We start from the raw sequence: 21,137 nt of genomic DNA on the forward strand, positions 1-21,137 counted from the left end.
CTCGTGAGTACTCAACGCACGCTCGAGGGCGAATTCGATTACGTGATCGTCGGCGCGGGCACCGCAGGCTGCGTGCTCGCGAACCGCCTGACCGAGGATCCCGAAATCCGCGTGCTGCTGCTCGAAGCCGGCGGCAAGGACGACTACCACTGGATCCACATCCCGGTCGGCTATTTGTATTGCATCGGTAATCCGCGCACCGACTGGCTGTACAAGACGCAGCCCGAGGCGGCGCTCAACGGCCGCGCGCTGTCGTATCCGCGCGGCCGCGTGCTCGGCGGCTGCTCGTCGATCAACGGGATGATCTACATGCGCGGCCAGCGCGAGGATTACGACGGCTGGGCACAGGAAACCGGCGACGCCGGCTGGTCGTGGGACAGCGTGCTGCCCATCTTCAAGCGCAGCGAGGACCACCACGCGGGCGCGAGCGAGGCGCACGGCGCGGGCGGCTACTGGCGCGTCGAGAAGCAGCGGCTGCGCTGGGAGATCCTCGAATCGTTCGCGCAGGCCGCGCAGCAGACGGGCATCCCGGCGACCGACGATTTCAACCGCGGCGACAACACCGGGGTCGGCTATTTCGAAGTGAACCAGAAGCGCGGCGTGCGCTGGAATACGTCGAAGGCGTTCCTGCGGCCCGCGATGACCCGCCCGAACCTCACCGTGATCACCGGCGCGCAGGCGCAGCGCGTGATCTTCGAGGGGCGGCGCGCGGTCGGCGTCGAGTATCGCGGCGGCGGCACCGACTACGTCGCGCGCGCGCGCGCCGAAGTGCTGCTCACCGCCGGCGCGGTGAATTCGCCGCAGCTGCTCGAACTGTCGGGCATCGGTGCGGGCGCGCGGCTGCAGGCGCTCGGCATCGACGTCGTGCAGGATCTGCCGGGTGTCGGCGAGAACCTGCAGGATCACCTGCAGTTGCGGATGGCATTTCGCGTCGAAGGCGTACGCACGCTGAACACGCTGTCCGCGCACTGGTGGGGCAAGCTGATGATCGGCGCCGAATATGCGCTGCTGCAGCGCGGGCCGATGTCGATGGCGCCGTCGCAGCTCGGCGCGTTCGCGAAGTCCGATCCGGACGATCCCGCGCTCACGCGCCCCGATCTCGAATACCACGTGCAACCGCTGTCGCTGGAGCGTTTCGGCGAGCCGCTGCACGGCTTCAACGCCTTCACGGCGTCCGTCTGCCATCTGCGGCCGAGTTCGCGCGGCAGCGTGCATATCGCGAGCCCCGATGCGGGCGCGGCGCCGTCGATCGCGCCGAACTATCTGTCGACCGACCACGATCGTCATGTCGCGGCGAATGCGCTGCGCCTCACGCGCCGAATCGCGTCCGCGCCGGCGCTCGCGCGCTACCGCCCCGAGGAGATCCTGCCGGGCACGCGGTACCAGACCGAAGCCGAGCTGATCGAAGCGGCGGGTGCGGTCGGCACGACGATCTTCCATCCGGTCGGTACGTGCCGGATGGGGCGTGCGGACGACGCGCGCGCCGTCGTCGACAGCCGGCTGCGCGTGCGCGGCATCGCGGGGCTGCGGATCGTCGATGCATCGGTGATGCCGTTCATCACGTCGGGCAACACGAATTCGCCGACGCTGATGATCGCCGAGCGCGCGAGCGACATGATCCGCGCCGACCGACGTGCTGCGCACGACGCGACACAGGTGCGAACGGAAGCGGCCGTGACGGCAGCATGACGCCACGCTGACGCGCGCGACAGCGGGCCGTCATCCGGGTGCCCGCTGATTCGCTATGCGAAACAAGCTGGCGCGTGCCGATCGCAACCGATCGACGACGCGCACGCCGCGCATTGTTCGCAGTCTTCCTGTTGCGCGACGAGATGACGCGCAGCGTAACGTGCCCGCGCTCTTGCAGGCACGCGTCGTGCGAGCGCGCGACCGTCGATGATGCGCGTGTCAAAAAAAACGCGTCGAAATCCGCGCTCAGCCGCGTCCTGTATGGCGGCCAGCCCTATAAGTGCAAATCCCGATGATTGCACTGCACCAACGGCGCGACAATGTTGCGCAGTGTGCATACGCGTCGGCGCGGGAGACCACCCTCGAGGCGTAATACGGCGCCCCGGGGGCAGCCCGCTGATCCGCGGTTCTGTTCGCGGTCGCTTGCGCGAATCTTCCCGGTGCTTCGCCTGACTTCGTACGGAAGGGAACATGATTCTCGGCGACACGATTCTCGAAACACGCGGACTGACGAAGGAATTCAGGGGCTTCACCGCCGTGAACGGCGTCAACCTGCGTGTGCGCCGCGGTGCGATCCATGCGTTGATCGGACCGAACGGCGCGGGCAAGACCACCTGCTTCAACCTGCTCACCAAATTCCTGACACCGACGGCCGGCCAGATCGTCTTCAACGGGATCGACATCACCGACGAGCGGCCCGCCCAGGTCGCACGTCGCGGCATCATCCGTTCCTTCCAGATCTCGGCGGTATTCCCGCACCTGACCGCATTGCAGAACGTGCGCATCGGCCTGCAGCGCGCGCTCGGCACCGAATTCCACTTCTGGCGCAGCGAGCGCACGTTGCGGCGCCTCGACGATCGCGCGATGGACCTGCTCACGCAGGTCGGCCTCACCGATTTCGCGCACGTGCCGACGGTCGAGCTCGCGTACGGCCGCAAGCGCGCGCTCGAGATCGCGACGACGCTCGCGATGGAACCCGAACTGATGCTGCTCGACGAGCCCACGCAAGGGATGGGCCACGAGGACGTCGACCGCGTGACCGCGCTGATCAAGAAGGTCGCGAGCGGCCGCACGATCCTGATGGTCGAGCACAACATGAACGTGATCGCGGGCATCTCCGACACGATCACCGTCCTGCAGCGCGGCGAGGTGTTGGCCGAAGGGTCGTATGCGGAAGTGTCGAAGAATCCGCTGGTGATCGAGGCCTACATGGGCAGCGCCGACGCGGCGCTCGCGGGGGCGCACGCATGAAGCACAGCGAACGGGAGGAACGCGAATTGAGCGGCGTCGAAAGCGGCACGCCCGCGCTGGAGATCACGGGCCTCGAGGCCTGGTACGGGGAATCCCACATATTGCATGGTGTCGACCTGAGCGTTCATCGCGGCGAGGTCGTCACGCTGCTCGGCCGCAACGGCGCGGGCCGCACCACGACGCTGCGCGCGATCATGGGCCTCACCGGCCGGCGCAGCGGCTCGATCAAGGTCGCGGGCAACGAGACGATCGGCCTCGCGACGCATCGCATCGCGCATTTCGGCGTCGGCTATTGCCCGGAGGAGCGCGGGATCTTCTCGAGCCTGTCGTGCGAGGAGAACCTGATGCTGCCGCCGCCGATCGGGCCGCGCGAGCACGCGATGTCGCTCGACGAGATCTACGCGATGTTCCCGAACCTCGCGTCGCGCCGGCAGAGCCAGGGCACGCGGCTTTCCGGCGGCGAGCAGCAGATGCTCGCGGTGGCGCGGATCCTGCGCACCGGCGCGAACCTGCTGCTGCTCGACGAGATTTCCGAAGGCCTCGCGCCGGTGATCGTGCAGGCGCTCGCGCGAATGATCGTCGCGCTGAAGGCGCGCGGCTATACGGTCGTGATGGTCGAACAGAATTTCCGCTTCGCCGCGCCGCTCGCCGACCGCTTCTACGTGATGGAACATGGCCGCATCGTCGAGCATTTCCGCTCATCCGAACTGGAAGGCAAGATGCCGATCCTTCACGACCTGCTCGGGGTGTGACGCCGCCCCGTTTCCCTTGCCGCTAGCCGTGGCGGCCTTCGAACAACCACAACGCATCAGAAGAACAGGAGACGTCAATGAAAAGGAAGACCCTCGCACACGCGTGTCTCGCGGTCGCGACCGCAGCGTTCACCGCCGGCGCCGCACACGCCGCGGATAGCGTGAAGATCGGTTTCGTCACCGACATGTCGGGGCTTTACGCGGACATCGACGGGCAGGGCGGCCTCGAGGCGATCCGCATGGCCGTCGCCGATTTCGGCGGCAAGGTGCTCGGCAAGCCGATCGAGGTCGTCTATGCCGATCACCAGAACAAGGCGGACATCGCCGCGTCGAAGGCGCGCGAGTGGATGGACCGCGGCGGGCTCGACCTGCTCGTCGGCGGCACGAATTCGGGGACGGCGCTGGCGATGGCCAAGCTCGCCGCGGAGAAGAAGAAGGTCTACATCAACATCGGTGCGGGCGCGGACACGCTGACGAACGAGGAATGCACGCCGTACACGGTGCACTATGCGTACGACACGATGGCGCTCGCGAAGGGCACCGGCTCGGCGGTGGTGAAGCAGGGCGGCAAGAGCTGGTTCTTCCTGACCGCCGACTACGCGTTCGGCAAGGCGCTCGAGAAGAACACGTCGGACGTCGTGAAGGCGAACGGCGGCCAGGTGCTCGGCGCGGTGCGGCATCCGCTGTCCGCGTCGGATTTCTCGTCGTTCCTGCTGCAGGCGCAGTCGTCGAAGGCGCAGATCCTCGGCCTCGCGAACGCGGGCGGCGACACGATCAACGCGATCAAGGCCGCGAAGGAATTCGGCATCACGAAGACGATGAAGCTCGCCGGGCTGCTGATGTTCATCAACGACGTGCACAGCCTCGGCCTCGAGACGACGCAGGGCCTCGTGCTGACCGACAGCTGGTACTGGAACCGCGACGCGGCGTCGCGCCAGTGGGCGCAGCGCTACTTCGGCAAGATGAAGAAGATGCCGTCGAGCCTGCAGGCGGCCGACTATTCGTCGGTGACGACCTACCTGAAGGCCGTGCAGGCGGCCGGCACGACCGACTCCGACAAGGTGATGGCCGAGCTGAAGAAGATGAAGATCAACGACTTCTACGCGAAGGGCTTCATTCGCCAGGACGGCAGCATGATTCACGACATGTACCTGATGGAAGTGAAGAAGCCGTCCGAATCGAAGGAGCCGTGGGACTACTACAAGGTGCTCGCGACGATTCCGGGCGATCAGGCATTCGGCACCAAGCAGGAATCGCGCTGCGCGATGTGGAAGTAAGCGCGACGTAGCGCCGCGCGGCGGCGGGCGCAGCGATGTGCCCGCTGCGCCGCCCGTGCGCGCGACGGCTTGAACGTTGCGCACGCAACGAAACTCATTCTGACGGCTAAGTCGATGGAAATCTTTGGCATTCCGTTGCCGGCGATGCTGAGCCAGTTGCTGCTCGGGCTCGTCAACGGCTCGTTCTACGCGATCCTGAGCCTCGGCCTCGCGGTGATCTTCGGGCTGCTCAACGTGATCAACTTCGCGCACGGCGCGCTGTTCATGCTGGGCGCGATGCTCGCGTGGATGGGGCTGTCGTACTTCGCGTTGCCGTACTGGGCGATGCTCGTGCTCGCGCCGCTGATCGTCGGTGCGTTCGGGATCCTGATCGAGCGTTCGATGCTGCGCTGGCTGTACAAGCTCGATCACCTGTACGGGCTGCTGCTCACGTTCGGCCTCACGCTCGTCGTCGAAGGCGTGTTCCGCTCGATCTACGGGGCGTCCGGCCAGCCGTACGACGTGCCGGCGCAGCTGTCCGGCGCGACCAATCTCGGCTTCATGTTCCTGCCGAACTACCGCGCGTGGGTGGTCCTCGCGTCGCTCGCGGTGTGTCTCGCGACCTGGTTCGTGATCGAGAAGACGCGCCTGGGCGCCTATCTGCGCGCCGGCACCGAGAACCCGAAGCTCGTCGAGGCGTTCGGCGTGAACGTGCCGATGATGATCACGCTCACCTACGGCTTCGGCGTCGCGCTCGCGGCGTTCGCGGGCGTGCTCGCGGCGCCGGTGATCCAGGTGTCGCCGCTGATGGGCCAGCCGATGATCATCACCGTGTTCGCGGTGGTCGTGATCGGTGGGATGGGCTCGATCCTCGGCTCGATCATCACGGGGCTGCTGCTCGGCGTGATCGAGGGCTTCACGCGCGTGTTCTATCCGGAAGCATCGGCCACGGTCGTGTTCGTGATCATGGCGATCGTGCTGCTGATTCGCCCGGCGGGCCTGTTCGGCAAGGAAAAATGATGCAGAGAAAAGTGCTCTACGGCGTGCTGCTCGCGGCACTGCTCGCCGCGCCGTTCATCGGTGCGTATCCGGTGTTCGTGATGAAGGTGCTCACGTTCGCGTTGTTCGCGGCCGCGTTCAATCTGCTGATCGGCTATACGGGGCTGCTGTCGTTCGGCCACGCGATGTTCCTCGCGACCGCCGGCTATGCGACCGGTTATGCGATCCAGACGCTCGGCTTCACGCCCGAGCTCGGCGTGCTCGTGGGCACGTTCGCCGCGACGCTGCTGGGGCTCGTGGTCGGCCTGTTCGCGATCCGCCGGCAGGGCATCTACTTCGCGATGATCACGCTCGCGTTCGCGCAGATGGTCTACTTCATCTTCCTGCAGGCGCCGTTCACGCACGGCGAGGACGGCCTGCAGGGCGTGCCGCGCGGGCACCTGTTCGGGCTCGTCGACCTGTCGAACGACGTCGCGCTCTACTACGTCGTGCTCGCGGTGATCGTCGCGGCGTGCGCGTTCATCGTGCGGATCGTGCACTCGCCGTTCGGCCAGGTGCTCGTCGCGATCAAGGAGAACGAGGCGCGAGCGATCTCGCTCGGCTACGACACCGACCGCTTCAAGCTGCTCGCGTTCATCCTGTCGGCCGGGCTCGCGGGGCTGGCCGGTTCGCTGAAGGTGCTGGTGCTCGGTTTCGAGACGCTGTCCGACGCGTACTGGACGATGTCGGGCCTCGTCGTGCTGATGACGCTCGTCGGCGGGATGGGCACGCTGTTCGGGCCGCTGCTCGGCGCGGCGCTGATCGTCGCGCTGGAGGACCGGCTCGGCGACATCGGCGAGTGGCTCGCGTCGGCGACCGGCATCGGCTGGTTCCACTCGCTCGGCGAATCGACGACGATCGTCACGGGGCTGATCTTCATCGCATGCGTGCTTGCGTTCAGGCGCGGGATCGTCGGCGAGATGGTCGCGCGGGTCAAGACGCTCAGGCCGTCCTGATTGCAGCGCGGCGGCCGGCGCGGCGCGTTGATGCGAAGCACCATCCGGGCCGGCCGGGAAGGGCGTTTCGGCGGCCTCGTGCCGGTGCCGCGCGGCGAGACTGGTGCCCCATTTTCGTGCGGCGATGCACCATAGGGGTAAATGCTAAGTTGTCGCAGGGTGAAAGGTCCTTTAATCTTCGTTTCAGTTCTGATGCACCGCGAAACGAATTTGCAGGTGGAGAACGAGGAGACAATCGAGGCACAAAGTGCCCGGACCCCAAAGCGCTGTTGGACGGAATCCAACAGCGCTTTTTCATTTGGTGCGCGGATTTCCAATGCTGGTGCAGGGCAGTGGCGCCGCATTCTGCACCACCTCGCTCGCCTCATCCCGTCTCCCCATTTTCATCCATTCCTGCCGGTCGATCGCCGCCGGCGCGCAGCCGCGTGCATCGCCGTCCGGGCTTACCCGGTTGGCGTGCGCAAAAAGCGTCCGTTACACTCAGCTTTCGCCGACCGAGCGGTCGGGAAAACGGTCGGCAGTTCTCCTACAAGCAAAATGCAGAAGAGGGAGTGCGGTTGGATGAGAAGCGCGGGACGATGGATCGGGGTGCGAGGGGCGGCTGGCGCCGCTCGTTCGGGGTCGGCGGTGCACGGGTATGCCCCGGCGTTCACGAGCCGTCCTGCGGCCGGCATGCGCGTTCCGGTGCGATTTGCCGGAACGACGGTCTCCGCGGTCGTTGCGTTCGCATCCGCATGAACGGCCGATTTTTCGATTCTGCGCCGCCCGCTCGTGGAGCCGAACCCGGCCCGGCCGGCCGACCTTCCGACGATCGTTGCGTCCGCATCGATCGCGTCTCGCGCAACGTCGCATTTCTCCGTTTTGTTCATCCTGACGACATTGCCGCCGCGCATCGTGGCGGTCGCACGACCGTGTCGGCGCACGCCGCGGCGCGTGCGCGCGCGGTCTCGCCGGGGCTTGATGGCGGTGCCGGCGTGTCACGGGAAAACGAGCGTAGGCGCGGTACGGCGAGATAGTTAAATTATTAACTTGTTTGAGGACCGGGAGCCGCCCGAGCGACCCGCGGATTTTTCGAGCAGCGTTTGGAGACAACGTAAATGAAGATGAATCGATGGATGGAGGTTCTGCTTGCCGCGGGCCTCGTGTGCGCGGCGGCCACGGCGTCGGCGCAGGTGAAGATCGGTGTGACGCTGTCGGCCACCGGGCCGGCCGCATCGCTCGGGATTCCGGAAAAGAACACGATCGCGCTGCTGCCGAAGGAAATCGCGGGCAAGAGCGTCCAGTACATCGTGCTCGACGATGCGTCCGACACGAGCCGCGCGGTGCAGAACGTGCGCAAGCTGATCGACGAGGATCACGTCGACGCGATCATCGGTTCGTCCGTCACGCCGAACTCGCTCGCGATGCTCGATCCGGTATCGCAGGGCAAGACGCCGACGATCTCGCTCGCGGCGAGCGCGCAGATCATCTCGCCGATGGACGCGAAGCGCGCATGGATGTTCAAGGTGCCGCAGAACGACCAGCTGATGGCCGATGCGATCGCCGGCTACATGGCGAAGCACGGCGTGAAGACGGTCGGCTTCATCGGCTTCGCCGATGCGTACGGCGACAGCTGGTACAAGACGTTCAGCGCGGCGGCCGAGAAGAACGGGCTGAAGCTCGTGTCGAACGAGCGTTACAACCGCACCGACGCGTCGGTGATGGGGCAGGTGCTGAAGCTGATGGGCTCGAATCCCGACGCGATGCTGATCGCCGGGTCCGGCACGCCGGCCGCGCTGCCCGCTAAGACGCTGAAGGAGCGTGGCTACAAGGGCAAGGTGTATCAGACGCATGGCGTCGCGAACAACGACTTCCTGCGCGTGTGCGGCAAGGATTGCGAAGGCGAGATCCTGCCGGCCGGCCCGGTGCTCGTGACCGACCAGCTCCCCGATTCGAACCCGGTGAAGAAGCCGGCGCTCGGCTACAAGGCCGCGTACGAGAAGGCGTACGGCGCGGGTTCGCTGTCGACCTTCGGCGGCCACGCATGGGATGCGGGGCTGTTGCTGCAGCGTGCGATTCCCGACGCGCTGAAGAAGGGCCAGCCGGGCACCGAGGCGTTCCGCGAGGCGCTGCGCGCGTCGCTCGAGAGCGTGAAGGATTTGCCCGTGTCGCACGGCGTGATCAACACGACGCCGACCGATCACAACGGCTTCGACACGCGTGCGCGCGTGATGGTGCAGATCGTCGACGGCAAGTGGAAGCTGCAGGCCGAATAAGCACCACGTGAAACCGGCGGGCGCGGCGCGAACGGCGCCGTGCGCGCCGTCGGCAGCGGAGCGGGCCTGTCGGGCCGCTCCCGTGCCGCATGGAATCACCGGGGCCCGCCGCGTGGCGCCCGACACGCCGATCTTGCCGTTCGTGCGCCGCGGCCATTCCCGTCTTTCGTTTCTCCGCAGCATTCTCGATACACGAAACGTATGGATCTCTCGATTGCGGCGATCCTCGCGCAAGACGGCATCACGACCGGCGCCATTTATGCATTGCTGTCGCTGGCGCTCGTGCTGGTGTTTTCCGTCACGCGGGTGATCTTCATTCCCCAGGGCGAATTCGTCGCCTACGGTGCGCTCACGCTTGCAGCGTTGCAGGCGCAGAAATTTCCCGCCACCTGCTGGTTGCTGTTCGTGATGGGCATCGCGTGCTTCCTGCTGGAAGTCGGCGGCCTGATCCGCCATCGCGAACGCCGCCATCAGCTCGGCCGCACGCTCGCGACGCTCGCTAGCCGCTACGTGCTGCTGCCGCTCGCGGTGTTCGCGATCACGCGCAGCTTTGCCGCGCAGCCGATGCCGATGCTTGCGCAGATCGCGCTGACGCTCGCGATCGTCGTGCCGATGGGGCCGTTCGTCTACCGGCTCGTTTATCAGCCGATCGCCGAAGGCACGACGCTGCTGCTGCTGATCGTGTCCGTCGCCGTCCATTTCGCGATGGTCGGCCTCGGGCTCGTGATGTTCGGGGCGGAAGGTTCGCGCACCAACGGCTTCGCGGATGCGTCGCTGTCGGTCGGCAGCATGACGGTGTCGGTGCAGAGCATCCTCGTGGTCGTGACCGCGCTGGTGCTGATCGGTGCGCTCTACGTGTACTTCGGCCGCACGATCGCCGGCAAGGCGCTGCGTGCGACGTCGGTGAACCGGCTCGGCGCGCGGCTCGTCGGCATCGGCACGACCGAAGCAGGGCGACTCGCGTTCACGCTGGCGGCCGGGCTCGGTGTGCTGTCCGGCATCCTCGTCGGTCCGCTGACGACGATCTATTACGACTCCGGCTTCCTGATCGGCCTGAAGGGTTTCGTCGGCGCGATCATCGGCGGGCTGGTCAGCTATCCGCTCGCGGCCGCCGGCTCGCTGCTGGTCGGCGTGCTCGAATCGTATTCGTCGTTCTGGGCGAGCGCGTACAAGGAAGTGATCGTGTTCACGCTGATCATCCCGGTGCTGCTGTGGCGGAGTTTCGCGACGCCGCACACGGAAGAGGAAGAGGAGTGACGCGATGAAGACGATGGTACGCAACAAGACCTTCTGGGTGTTCCTCGTGGCGCTGTTCGCGCTGCCGGTGCTGCCCGGCGCGCTGCAGGTGCCCGAATACTGGATCACGCTGCTGAACTACATCGGCCTCTACGCGATCGTCGCGATCGGACTCGTGCTGCTGACGGGCGTCGGCGGGATGACGAGCTTCGGGCAGGCCGCATTCGTCGGCATCGGCGCGTATGCGACCGCATTCCTGACGACGCGCTACGGCGTGTCGCCGTGGCTCGCGCTGATCGTCGGCGTCGTGCTGACGGCGCTCGTCGCGCTCGTGCTCGGTGCGGTCACGATGCGCCTGTCCGGGCACTTCCTGCCGCTCGGCACGATCGCGTGGGGCCTCGCGCTGTTCTACCTGTTCGGCAACCTCGAACTGCTCGGCAAGTACGACGGGATCAACGGGATTCCGGCACTGAACCTGTTCGGCATCGAGCTGGGAAGCGGCCGAAGCCTGTACTTCCTGATCTGGGCCGTCGTGCTGGCCGCGATCGTGTCGGTGCAGAACCTGCTCAACAGCCGGCCGGGCCGTGCCATCCGCGCGTTGCGCGGCGGCGGCGTGATGGCCGAGGCGATGGGCGTGAACACCGCGTGGATGCGCGTCGTGATCTTCGTCTACGCGGCCGTGCTCGCGGCGGTATCGGGCTTCCTGTATGCGCACCTGCAGCGCGCGGTGAACCCGACCCCGTTCGGCCTGAACCACGGGATCGAATTCCTGTTCATGGCCGTGGTCGGCGGCGTGTCGCACGTGTGGGGCGCGGTGCTCGGGGCGGCGATCCTCACGGTGCTGCAGGACTATCTGCAGACGCTGTTGCCGAAGCTGCTCGGCTCGGAAGGCAACTTCGAGATCATCGTGTTCGGCGTGCTGATGGTGCTGCTGCTGCAGTACGCGCGCCAGGGCGTGTGGCCGTTCGTCGCGAAGCTGTTTCCGCGCGGGCCGCGCGCACATGTGCCCGACCATGCCGATCCGTTGCCGCAGCGCGCGAAGCCGGTGGCGGGCGAACCGCTGCTCGTCGTCGATAACGCGCGCAAGCAGTTCGGCGGCCTGGTGGCCGTCAACGACGTCAGCTTCGACGTGAAAGCGGGGCAGATCATCGGCCTGATCGGCCCGAATGGCGCCGGCAAGTCGACCACGTTCAACCTCGTGACCGGCGTGCTGCAGCCGACCGCCGGCACGATCACGTTCCGCGGCGAGCGGATCGACGGGCTCACGTCGCGCCAGATCGTCCGGCGGGGGATCGGTCGTACGTTCCAGCACGTGAAGCTGCTGCCGACGATGACGGTGCTCGAGAACGTCGCGATCGGCGCGCACCTGCGCGGCCATACGGGCGTGTGGCGCAGCATCGCGCGGCTCAATGCGCACGAGGAAGCGCAGCTGCTGGCCGAGGCGGCACGCCAGATCCGCCGCGTCGGGCTGGAGCGGCACATGTACGACGAAGCGGGCAGCCTCGCGCTCGGTCAGCAGCGGATTCTCGAAATCGCGCGTGCGCTGTGCTGCGATCCGACGCTGCTGCTGCTCGACGAGCCGGCCGCCGGGCTGCGCTACCAGGAGAAGCAGCAACTCGCCCACTTGCTGCGGCGCCTGAAGGCGGAAGGGATGAGCGTGTTGCTCGTGGAACATGACATGGATTTCGTGATGAACCTCACCGACCGGCTGGTGGTGATGGAATTCGGCACGCGGATCGCCGAAGGGCTGCCGCAGGACGTGCAGCAGGATCCGGCGGTGCTCGAAGCATATCTGGGCGGGGTGGAGTGATGACGGATACGACGATGCCGATTCTCGACGTGCGCGGCCTGGCGGTGCGTTACGGGAAGGTAGAGGCGCTGCACGGCGCGGCGATCAAGGTCGGCGCCGGGCAGATCGTCAGCGTGATCGGCCCCAACGGGGCCGGCAAGTCAACGCTGCTGAACGCAATCATGGGCGCGTTGCCGGTGACCGGGCATGCGTCAGGGGCAGTGGTGTACCGCGGCAAGGACGTGGGCGCACTGCCGGTCGAACAGCGTGTCGCGCAGGGAATGTGCCTGGTGCCGGAAAAGCGCGAGCTGTTCAGCACGATGACGGTCGAGGATAACCTTGTGCTGGGCGCGTATCGCCGCAAGCTCGCAGGCGAGTCGAACTTCCTCGACCAGCTCGATCATGTGTTTGCGCTGTTTCCGCGGCTCAAGGAGCGGCGCAAGCAGGCAGCCGGCACGCTGTCGGGTGGTGAGCGGCAGATGCTCGCGGTGGGCCGCGCGCTGATGGGCAAGCCCGACTTGCTGATGCTTGACGAGCCGAGCCTCGGCTTGGCGCCGCTGATCGTGAAGGAGATTTTTCATATCATCAGCGCGTTACGCGGCACAGGCGTCGCGACGCTGCTGATCGAGCAGAATGCCCGGGCCGCGCTGCAGATCTCGGACTATGGATATGTACTGGAGACGGGGGAGTTTGCGTTGGAAGGGCCGGCGGCCGAGCTGGCACAAAATCCGCGCGTGATCGAAACATACCTGGGGTTGGTGAAAAAAACGGCTTGATCGGTGGGGCGGTCGGCGGGAAACGGGCGGCGTGTTTCACGTGAAACACGCCGCTTTTGTTTTCTGGAAGAGGGCGGTGCGTCGGTGAAACGGGCGTGGGGATAAGTGCCGGAGCAACAAGCGGAAGCCCTGTGAAGAGTGGGACCCCATCACGTCGGGTTGCACAGGGTAGTAAGCGCGGTACGCGCGACGGTGTTCTATCGACATGGGCCAAACGGCACAGGGGATAAGCGCAGGAAGGTCGATCCGAAATGCTGTGATGGCGCAGCGACTGCGGGTTTCGCAAACAACCGCCGGGTGTGCGATTTTGCACAGCCTGACGATGTGCGCTGAGGCTGCGGCAGCGCCGGCCGAAGCAGGCCGCACGGCACAGTTTGTATGATCAGGCGAAAAAAACGACCAAATGAACCGGCCCTACCATTCGGACGGTCTTCGGGTGAAAAGCGAACCCGCTATAATTCGCCCCATACATTTCTCAGATAGGTTCGTGCGCAGTTCTGCGCACGGAATCCACCATGCTTTTTCCCACAGAATTTGACGTCATCGTCGTCGGTGGCGGGCACGCCGGCACGGAAGCCGCGTTGGCATCGGCCCGTATGGGTGCGAAGACGCTGCTGCTGACCCATAACATCGAAACGCTCGGCCAGATGAGCTGCAATCCGTCGATCGGCGGCATTGGCAAGGGCCATCTGGTCAAGGAAGTCGATGCGCTCGGCGGCGCGATGGCCGCCGCGACGGACGAGAGCGGTATTCAGTTCCGGATCCTCAATTCGTCGAAGGGCCCGGCCGTGCGCGCGACGCGTGCGCAGGCTGACCGCATCCTGTACAAGGCTGCAATCCGCCATCGGCTCGAGAACCAGCCGAACCTGTGGCTGTTCCAGCAGGCTGTCGACGACCTGATGGTCGAAGGCGACCGCGTGGTCGGCGCCGTCACGCAGATCGGCATCCGCTTTCGCGCACGTGCGGTCGTGCTGACGGCCGGTACGTTCCTCGACGGCAAGATTCACGTCGGCCTGAACAACTATACGGGCGGTCGCGCGGGCGATCCGGCGGCCGTGTCGCTGTCGGCTCGCCTGAAGGAGCTGAAGCTGCCGCAGGGCCGCCTGAAGACCGGTACGCCGCCGCGTATCGATGGCCGCTCGATCGACTTTTCGAAGCTGGACGAGCAGCCGGGGGACCTCGATCCGATCCCCGTATTTTCGTTTCTGGGCCGTGCGGAGCAGCATCCGCAGCAGCTGCCGTGCTGGGTGACGCACACGAACGAGCGCACCCACGACATCATTCGCGGCGGCCTCGACCGTTCGCCTATGTATACAGGCGTGATCGAAGGTGTCGGCCCGCGTTACTGCCCGTCGATCGAGGACAAGATTCACCGGTTCGAATCGAAGGAATCGCACCAGATCTTCCTTGAGCCGGAAGGGCTGACGACCAACGAGTTCTATCCGAACGGGATTTCGACGAGCCTGCCGTTCGACGTGCAGCTCGATCTCGTGCACTCGATGCGCGGCCTCGAGAACGCGCACATCCTGCGCCCCGGCTACGCGATCGAATACGATTACTTCGACCCGCGCGCGCTGAAGGCGTCGCTCGAGACGAAAGCGATCAACGGGCTGTTTTTTGCGGGCCAGATCAACGGCACGACCGGCTACGAAGAAGCGGCCGCACAAGGGCTGCTGGCCGGCCTGAATGCAGGCCGCTACGTGCAGGAGAAGGACGCATGGTGCCCGCGTCGCGATCAGGCCTATCTTGGCGTCCTGGTCGACGATCTCGTCACGCGTGGCGTGGCCGAGCCGTACCGGATGTTCACGAGTCGTGCCGAATACCGTCTGAGCCTGCGTGAAGACAATGCGGACATGCGCCTGACCGAGATTGGCCGCGAGCTGGGCCTCGTCGACGACGTGCGCTGGGATGCGTTCAGTCGGAAGCGCGACGCTGTTTCACGTGAAACCGAACGACTGAAGTCGACGTGGGTCACGCCGAAGACGCTGCCGCCTGAAGAGGCGACTGCGTTGCTCGGCAAGGCGATCGATCACGAGTACAGCCTCGCCGAACTGCTGCGCCGCCCCGGTATCAGCTACGACGGTGTGTGCGGACTGAAGGGCGGTGAATGTGCGCCTGCAGAGCCGTTGGCCGACGATCCGGTGCTGCTCGAGCAGATCAAGGAACAGGTCGAGATTGGCATCAAATATCAGGGCTATATCGAGCGGCAGGCCAGCGAGATCGAGCGCAACGATGCGAACGAGAACACACGCCTGCCGGACGGTATCGACTACCGCGAGGTGCGCGGCCTGTCGTTCGAAGTGAGCCAGAAGCTGAACGAGTTCCGCCCGGAAACGATCGGCCAGGCATCGCGGATTTCGGGCGTCACGCCGGCTGCGATTTCGCTGCTGATGGTGCACCTGAAGCGCCGCGGCCTCGGCCGTCGTAACGGCGCCGCCGCGGAAGTGACGGAACAGGGGGACGGCACCGTCCCGACGCAACAATGACGGCGCGTCGCGCGCCGGCGGTTAATCGGGACGTACTTGAACAGATGCTCGTCGACGGCACGGCCGCGCTCGACATCATGTTGACGGATGCACAACGCAACCAGCTGCTCGACTATGTCGCGCTGCTCGGCAAGTGGAACGCGGTCTACAACCTGACCGCGATTCGCGACCCGAAGCAGATGCTGATCCAGCACATTCTCGATTCGCTCTCCATCGTTCCGCATCTGCGCGCCCGTGCATCGGCGCGCATGCTCGACGTGGGTTCGGGCGGCGGATTGCCCGGTATCGTGCTGGCGATCGTCCAGCCGGACTGGCAGGTCACGCTGAACGATATCGTGCAGAAGAAGTCTGCATTCCAGACGCAGATGCGCGCCGAGCTGAAGCTCGCGAACCTGTCTGTCGTCACCGGGCGTGTCGAATCGCTGCAGCCGGGTGTCGAAGTTCCGGAAAAATTCGACATGATCGTATCCCGCGCTTTCGCGGATCTATCCGACTTCGTTAAACTTGCTCGACATCTCGTCGCGCCCGGCGGATCGATCTGGGCAATGAAGGGTGTCCATCCGGACGACGAAATTGCACGGCTGCCGGAAGGCAGTCACGTAAAGCAGACGATGCGGCTGGCGGTACCGATGCTCGATGCCGAACGGCATCTGATCGAGGTCACCGTCGACGAGGCGAATTGAAGGTGCGCGGTAGCGCGCCGTTTGTTTGAAGGTAAAGGGAACACACCAACGATGGCAAAGATCTTCTGCGTTGCGAACCAGAAGGGGGGCGTCGGCAAGACGACGACATCGGTCAATCTCGCCGCAAGCCTTGCAGCGCAGGAGCAACGAGTCCTGCTGATCGATCTCGACCCGCAGGGCAACGCGACGATGGGCAGCGGGATCGACAAGGCCGCCTGCGAGTCGACCGTGTACGAAGTGCTGGTCGACGACGTCTCGGTGACGGACGCGCGCGTGCGTCCGGAAGGTGTCACGTACGACGTGCTGCCGGCCAACCGTGAACTGTCCGGTGCGGAGATCGAGCTGATCAGCATCGATAACCGCGAGCGACGGTTGAAGGCCGCGCTCGAACACGTGGCCGACGACTACGACTTCGTGTTGATCGATTGCCCGCCGACGCTGTCGCTGCTGACGCTGAACGGACTGTGCGCGGCGCATGGCGTCGTGATCCCGATGCAGTGCGAATACTTCGCGCTGGAGGGGCTGTCGGATCTCGTCAATACGATCAAGCAGGTTCACGCGAACATGAACCGCGACCTGAAGATCATCGGCTTGCTGCGCGTGATGTTCGATCCGCGTATCACGCTGCAGCAACAAGTTTCCGATCAACTGAAAGCGCACTTCGGCGACAAGGTGTTCGACGCGGTGATTCCGCGCAACGTGCGCTTGGCGGAAGCGCCGAGTTACGGGTTGCCGGGCGTCGTATTCGACCGTAACTCGCGCGGTGCGCAGGCGTATCTCCAGTTTGGTGCCGAGATGATCGATCGCGTGCGCGCGTTCGAGGTGTCGTGATCCGGACATGAGCGAAGCGAGGAAGAAAGACATGAACGCGGTACCAAAGAAGAAGGGCTTGGGACGTGGCCTCGAAGCGCTGCTCGGCGGCAGTGCGGACATCACCGAAGCGGTGAAGATCGAAGGGGCGCCGAACACGCTCGCGCTCGGCAAGCTGCAGGCCGGCAAGTACCAGCCGCGGACGCGGATGGACGAAGGCAGCCTGCAGGAGCTGGCGGCCAGCATTCGCGCGCAAGGCGTGATGCAGCCGATCCTGGTACGACCTATTTCGTCTGACAAATACGAAATCATCGCGGGCGAGCGGCGTTTCCGCGCGGCACGCCTGGCCGGCCTCGACGAAGTGCCGGTGCTCGTGAAGGACGTGTCCGATCAGGCTGCCGCCGCGATGGCACTGATCGAGAACATCCAGCGCGAGGATCTGAATCCGCTGGAAGAGGCGCACGGTATCCAGCGCCTGCTCGATGAGTTCGGTTTCACGCACGAACAGGCGGCCGAATCGGTTGGCCGCTCGCGCAGCGCGGTATCGAACCTGCTGCGCCTGCTGAACCTCGCGGCGCCGGTGCAGACGATGTTGCTGGCCGGCGACCTCGACATGGGCCACGCGCGTGCGCTGCTCGCAGTCGATGCCGCCACGCAGATCACGCTCGCGCACCAGGTGGTCAACAAGCGCATGTCGGTGCGCGAGACCGAGAAGCTGGTCGCGCATACGACGAAGGAAGCGCCGGCGGTGAAGGCGCGCGCGAAGGACGATGGCGGCCGCGACACGCGTCGTCTCGAGGAGGAGTTGTCCGACCTGCTCGCGTCGACGGTGAAGATCAAGCTCGGCCGCCGCGGGCGAGGGCAGGTGATGATCGACTTCGGCAACCTCGACGCGCTCGAGGGCATTCTTGCGCGTCTGCGCGGCAACGTCGCGACCGAAGAATAACGAGGCACGATCGATGGAAAACACGGGCGCGCCGGCGCCGCGCCGGTGGCTTGGCTGGCTTTTGCAGGAACCCGTACTGACGGTGCTGGCGCTTGCGCTGATTGTGCTGCAGTGGTTGCGTCCGCAACCAGTTGGCGCACTGGTCGGTCTCGTCGACTGGCAGACCGTCGCGACGCTCGCGGGTCTGCTGATGCTGACCAAGGCGCTCGAGCTGTCCGGGTGCCTGATGTGGCTCGCGCATCGCATCGTGCATCACGTGCATTCCGAGCGCGGGCTCGCGATGCTGCTCGTCGTGTTCGCGGCGGCGCTCGCGATGTGGCTCACCAACGATGTCGCGTTGTTCGTCGTCGTGCCGCTGATGGTATCGCTGCGCACGTTGACGCCGCTGCCGTTCCGGCGGCTCGTGATCGTGGTCGCGCTGGCCGTCAACGCGGGGTCCGTCGCGACCCCGCTCGGCAATCCCCAGAACCTTTTCCTGTGGCAATTGAGCGGCGTGTCGTTCGGCCGCTTCGTCGTCACGCTCGGGCCGCTCGCGCTGGCGTTGATGGCGCTGCTGCTCGTGTTGACGGCGTGCGCGTTTCGCGCGAAGCCGCTCGACCTGTCGGGAGACGTCCAGGCCGTTCCCGTGCAGCGCATGCATGCGTTGCTTGCGGCGGTGCTGTTCGGTGCGTTCGTGCTGCTCGCCGATGCGCACAATCCCGTGCCGGGCCTGATCGGCGTCGTGATCGCGCTGCTGGTGGCGAGACGTGACGCAGTCCTGAAGATCGACTGGCTGTTGCTGCTGATCTTCGTGCTGATGTTCGTTGTGCTGCGCAGCGCGGCCGCGCTGCCGGTCGTCCACGATGCGATCGCGCGAACCCATCTCGATTCGCCGCTACGCGTGTTCGCGGCGGGCGCGGTGGTGTCACAGGGAATCAGCAACGTGCCGGCGGCGATCCTGCTGTCGGAATTCACGCGCGACTGGCGGGCGCTCGCGTTCGGCGTATCGGTCGGCGGCTTCGGTTTCGCGATCGGTTCGCTCGCGAACCTGATCGCGGTGCGTCTCGCGAAGGAGCCGCGCATGTGGCTGCCGTTTCACCTCGTGTCGATTCCGTTCGCGCTCGCGAGCGCGGCGCTGGGTGCGTGGTTGCTCGTTCACGGCTGAGCAATGCGGACTAGTGCGGCGCGCGCATGCCGCAAGCCTGGCGGGGAGGGCGCACTGCGTTCCTTGTCGTTGCGAGGCCGGGCCTGTTGATAAGTGTTGCGCCACCACAGTCGTTCGACTGTGGTGGCGCAACAACTGATTGCGGGCACCGCCGCGCTCGGTTCGAGCGCATTTCGCGCATCGCGCTCGGACGCGGTGGCCCCAGTGGTTCCTCTATTGCCCATCGCTGCGTTGGATCGTTTCCCGTGTTCGCGTCACAGCAGAATTCCTGCTGCGATCGCCCGCGCCGGCGGCGTCCGCACCGCACGTCGCCGTCACGTCACTTCGTTGCGTCCGCATTTTTTTGGGCGAGAAATGCCGGTGCGAAAAACCGACCTTACAACTGTCATCGTACGTCATCGATGCGCGCGTTTTTCACATGATGAGGCGTCGTTTTACGCTGGTTTTTGTCGCGTCTAAAGCCTTGAATCACCTGCAACTATCGCTTACAATCGCCCGGATTTGTTAGCTAGGCACCCCTGAAAGCTTTCGGAAAGCTTGGGGCCGGGTTCAAGGATTTTGCGGAAGATTGCGATGGCGGGTCAGGCGCCGAACGACAGGCACGATGATCACCGAGCGCAACGCACCGCTTCAGCGGCCGGCGAGCGGCGCGAGTCCGATGACGACGACTGGGATGCCGAGCTGCAAGATAACAACATCGTTCCGCTCACGCGGACGGAAGCCGAGAGGCTGTTCGGTCCGAACGTGAGCAAGCCGTCGCGCGTGACCCCCTACAAGGTGGTGATCGCGCAGGTGGTCTTGTCCCTGGTTGCAACGCTGGCGTGGTGGCTGTTTTCAAAGTCGCCGGGCGCCGCTGCGCAATCCGCGTTTCTGGGCGGGGCGATCGGCTGGGTGCCAAGCGCGTTGTTCGTGGCACGACTGAAGGCAGGTGGTTCGGCCACCGTGATGAGCTGGGTGATGGGCGAAGCCCTGAAGCTCGGCGTGACGATCGGGATGTTCGCCGCAGTGGCGTACGGCTATGCCGGCGTGCACTGGCCGGCGCTCCTCGTCACCTACCTCGTCGTGCTGAAGACGTACTGGATCGCGCTGGCCTGGCGGTAAGCAACAAGCAGCGTGCGGTTTCGACAACGAACCGCACCGGCCCGTTCCCGCAATAGCGTATTGCGGAACGGGGCAAAACGATTTTCGACAATTTGGGTGGCATTAACGATATGGCAGCTAGCGAAGGCACGCGCGGTCCGGATCCGTCCGAGTACATTGCGCACCACTTGCAGAATTTCTCCACCTCGCATCAGACGTCGATTTTCGACATCCACGTCTGGAACCTCGACACGCTGTTTTGGTCGATCGTGTGCGGCATCGTGACGATCGTCCTGCTGCGTCTGGCCGCCCGCAAGGCGACCTCGGGCGTGCCGGGCCGCTTCCAGTGTGCGATCGAGATGCTCGTCGAAATGGTCGAGGATCAATCGAAGGCCATCGTCCACGGCAACCGCACCTTCATCGCTCCGCTCGCCCTCACGGTGTTCGTGTGGGTCGCGCTGATGAACTCCCTCGACTTCCTCCCCGTCGACCTGCCGGGCCGCGTCATCGGCCTGCTCGGTCTGTCGGACGTGATTTCCCACCATCGCATCGTCCCGACGGCCGACCTGAACGGCACGCTCGGCATCGCGCTCGGCGTGTTCGTCCTGATGATCTACTACAGCATCAAGATCAAGGGCGCGGGCGGCTTTGTGCATGAGCTGCTGTCGGCCCCGTTCGGCGCCCACCCGCTGCTGTGGATCCCGAACCTCGCGCTGAACATCGTCGAATATCTCGCAAAGACCGTTTCCCTCGGCATGCGGCTGTTCGGCAACATGTACGCGGGTGAGCTGTTGTTCCTGTTGATCGCCCTGCTCGGCAGCATGTGGAGCTTCGGTGGCGACGCAACGTTCCTCGGCTTCATTGGTCACGTGATCGCGGGTAGCGTCTGGGCAATCTTCCACATCCTGATTGTTCTGTTGCAGGCATTCATTTTCATGATGCTGACGCTGGTGTATCTCGGCCAGGCGCACGACAAGCACTAAGCGCGGC

17 protein-coding genes are annotated in these 21,137 nt (G+C 65.2%); all 17 read left to right on the top strand.

The genetic code is table 11. The features are described 5' to 3' along the window. Nucleotides 1–3 precede the first annotated feature (3 nt). The 17 genes from ACV22V_RS16510 to atpB all read left to right on the top strand — a co-directional run bounded on the left by ACV22V_RS16510 (nt 4) and on the right by atpB (nt 21,130). Nucleotides 4–1,689, top strand: coding sequence for a GMC family oxidoreductase (locus ACV22V_RS16510; protein ID WP_448014694.1), 1,686 nt, complete (start codon nt 4–6; stop codon nt 1,687–1,689). 471 nt (nt 1,690–2,160) lie between these two features. After that, complete coding sequence (locus tag ACV22V_RS16515) at nt 2,161–2,940, top strand: ABC transporter ATP-binding protein (protein ID WP_040142748.1); 780 nt, start codon at nt 2,161–2,163, stop codon at nt 2,938–2,940. Beyond that, nucleotides 2,937–3,692: an ABC transporter ATP-binding protein gene (locus ACV22V_RS16520; RefSeq protein WP_059465973.1), complete on the top strand. Its 756-nt coding sequence runs from the start codon at nt 2,937–2,939 to the stop codon at nt 3,690–3,692. The genes ACV22V_RS16515 and ACV22V_RS16520 overlap by 4 nt, the downstream gene beginning before the upstream one ends. A gap of 77 nt (nt 3,693–3,769) precedes the next feature. Beyond that, nucleotides 3,770–4,969 (top strand): ABC transporter substrate-binding protein, encoded by a 1,200-nt coding sequence (locus ACV22V_RS16525; RefSeq protein ID WP_448014696.1) that lies wholly within the window; start codon nt 3,770–3,772, stop codon nt 4,967–4,969. 114 nt (nt 4,970–5,083) lie between these two features. Next, a complete protein-coding gene (locus ACV22V_RS16530; RefSeq protein WP_448014698.1) occupies nt 5,084–5,968 on the top strand; it encodes a branched-chain amino acid ABC transporter permease in 885 nt (294 codons plus the stop codon). Then, nucleotides 5,968–6,942 (top strand): branched-chain amino acid ABC transporter permease, encoded by a 975-nt coding sequence (locus ACV22V_RS16535; protein WP_448014700.1) that lies wholly within the window; start codon nt 5,968–5,970, stop codon nt 6,940–6,942. The genes ACV22V_RS16530 and ACV22V_RS16535 overlap by 1 nt, the downstream gene beginning before the upstream one ends. A gap of 1,097 nt (nt 6,943–8,039) precedes the next feature. Beyond that, nucleotides 8,040–9,197, top strand: a complete 1,158-nt coding sequence (locus ACV22V_RS16540) for an ABC transporter substrate-binding protein (protein ID WP_059531229.1) — start codon at nt 8,040–8,042, stop codon at nt 9,195–9,197. Nucleotides 9,198–9,398: 201 nt separating this feature from the next. Next, complete coding sequence (locus ACV22V_RS16545; protein ID WP_059699580.1) at nt 9,399–10,454, top strand: branched-chain amino acid ABC transporter permease; 1,056 nt, start codon at nt 9,399–9,401, stop codon at nt 10,452–10,454. 4 nt (nt 10,455–10,458) lie between these two features. Beyond that, nucleotides 10,459–12,243: a branched-chain amino acid ABC transporter ATP-binding protein/permease gene (locus ACV22V_RS16550; RefSeq protein ID WP_059531223.1), complete on the top strand. Its 1,785-nt coding sequence runs from the start codon at nt 10,459–10,461 to the stop codon at nt 12,241–12,243. Next, entirely contained in the window at nt 12,243–12,998 is a 756-nt protein-coding gene (locus tag ACV22V_RS16555) for an ABC transporter ATP-binding protein (protein WP_448014703.1), read from the top strand. The genes ACV22V_RS16550 and ACV22V_RS16555 overlap by 1 nt, the downstream gene beginning before the upstream one ends. Before the next feature lie 515 nt (nt 12,999–13,513). Then, the gene (gene mnmG, locus ACV22V_RS16560; protein ID WP_448014705.1) at nt 13,514–15,484 is read left to right on the top strand and encodes a tRNA uridine-5-carboxymethylaminomethyl(34) synthesis enzyme MnmG; all 1,971 of its coding nucleotides are present in this window, start codon (nt 13,514–13,516) and stop codon (nt 15,482–15,484) included. Further along, nucleotides 15,481–16,167 (top strand): 16S rRNA (guanine(527)-N(7))-methyltransferase RsmG, encoded by a 687-nt coding sequence (rsmG, locus tag ACV22V_RS16565; protein WP_448014707.1) that lies wholly within the window; start codon nt 15,481–15,483, stop codon nt 16,165–16,167. Before mnmG ends, rsmG begins: the two co-directional genes overlap by 4 nt. A gap of 51 nt (nt 16,168–16,218) precedes the next feature. Further along, nucleotides 16,219–16,998, top strand: a complete 780-nt coding sequence (locus tag ACV22V_RS16570; RefSeq protein ID WP_448014709.1) for a ParA family protein — start codon at nt 16,219–16,221, stop codon at nt 16,996–16,998. Nucleotides 16,999–17,029: 31 nt separating this feature from the next. Then, a complete protein-coding gene (locus tag ACV22V_RS16575) occupies nt 17,030–17,923 on the top strand; it encodes a ParB/RepB/Spo0J family partition protein (protein WP_059531410.1) in 894 nt (297 codons plus the stop codon). Between the two features lie 13 nt (nt 17,924–17,936). Continuing rightward, a complete protein-coding gene (locus ACV22V_RS16580) occupies nt 17,937–19,067 on the top strand; it encodes an SLC13 family permease (RefSeq protein WP_059531214.1) in 1,131 nt (376 codons plus the stop codon). A gap of 573 nt (nt 19,068–19,640) precedes the next feature. Next, on the top strand, nt 19,641–20,168 hold the full coding sequence (locus tag ACV22V_RS16585) for an ATP synthase subunit I (RefSeq protein ID WP_059531211.1): 528 nt from the start codon (nt 19,641–19,643) through the stop codon (nt 20,166–20,168). Nucleotides 20,169–20,278: 110 nt separating this feature from the next. Next, entirely contained in the window at nt 20,279–21,130 is an 852-nt protein-coding gene (gene atpB, locus ACV22V_RS16590; protein WP_059531209.1) for a F0F1 ATP synthase subunit A, read from the top strand. Nucleotides 21,131–21,137: the final 7 nt, after the last annotated feature.

This window comes from Burkholderia sp. AW33-5, from assembly GCF_053427615.1.

Coding starts and splice junctions, on each gene's coding strand:
- atpB (WP_059531209.1), top strand. CDS start 20,279: ATGGCAGCTAGCGAAGGCACGCGCGGTCCGGATCCGTCCGAGTACATT.
- ACV22V_RS16525 (WP_448014696.1), top strand. CDS start 3,770: ATGAAAAGGAAGACCCTCGCACACGCGTGTCTCGCGGTCGCGACCGCA.
- ACV22V_RS16535 (WP_448014700.1), top strand. CDS start 5,968: ATGCAGAGAAAAGTGCTCTACGGCGTGCTGCTCGCGGCACTGCTCGCC.
- ACV22V_RS16570 (WP_448014709.1), top strand. CDS start 16,219: ATGGCAAAGATCTTCTGCGTTGCGAACCAGAAGGGGGGCGTCGGCAAG.
- ACV22V_RS16530 (WP_448014698.1), top strand. CDS start 5,084: ATGGAAATCTTTGGCATTCCGTTGCCGGCGATGCTGAGCCAGTTGCTG.
- mnmG (WP_448014705.1), top strand. CDS start 13,514: ATGCTTTTTCCCACAGAATTTGACGTCATCGTCGTCGGTGGCGGGCAC.
- ACV22V_RS16515 (WP_040142748.1), top strand. CDS start 2,161: ATGATTCTCGGCGACACGATTCTCGAAACACGCGGACTGACGAAGGAA.
- ACV22V_RS16545 (WP_059699580.1), top strand. CDS start 9,399: ATGGATCTCTCGATTGCGGCGATCCTCGCGCAAGACGGCATCACGACC.
- ACV22V_RS16550 (WP_059531223.1), top strand. CDS start 10,459: ATGAAGACGATGGTACGCAACAAGACCTTCTGGGTGTTCCTCGTGGCG.
- ACV22V_RS16555 (WP_448014703.1), top strand. CDS start 12,243: ATGACGGATACGACGATGCCGATTCTCGACGTGCGCGGCCTGGCGGTG.
- ACV22V_RS16580 (WP_059531214.1), top strand. CDS start 17,937: ATGGAAAACACGGGCGCGCCGGCGCCGCGCCGGTGGCTTGGCTGGCTT.
- ACV22V_RS16585 (WP_059531211.1), top strand. CDS start 19,641: ATGGCGGGTCAGGCGCCGAACGACAGGCACGATGATCACCGAGCGCAA.
- ACV22V_RS16520 (WP_059465973.1), top strand. CDS start 2,937: ATGAAGCACAGCGAACGGGAGGAACGCGAATTGAGCGGCGTCGAAAGC.
- ACV22V_RS16540 (WP_059531229.1), top strand. CDS start 8,040: ATGAAGATGAATCGATGGATGGAGGTTCTGCTTGCCGCGGGCCTCGTG.
- ACV22V_RS16575 (WP_059531410.1), top strand. CDS start 17,030: ATGAACGCGGTACCAAAGAAGAAGGGCTTGGGACGTGGCCTCGAAGCG.
- rsmG (WP_448014707.1), top strand. CDS start 15,481: ATGACGGCGCGTCGCGCGCCGGCGGTTAATCGGGACGTACTTGAACAG.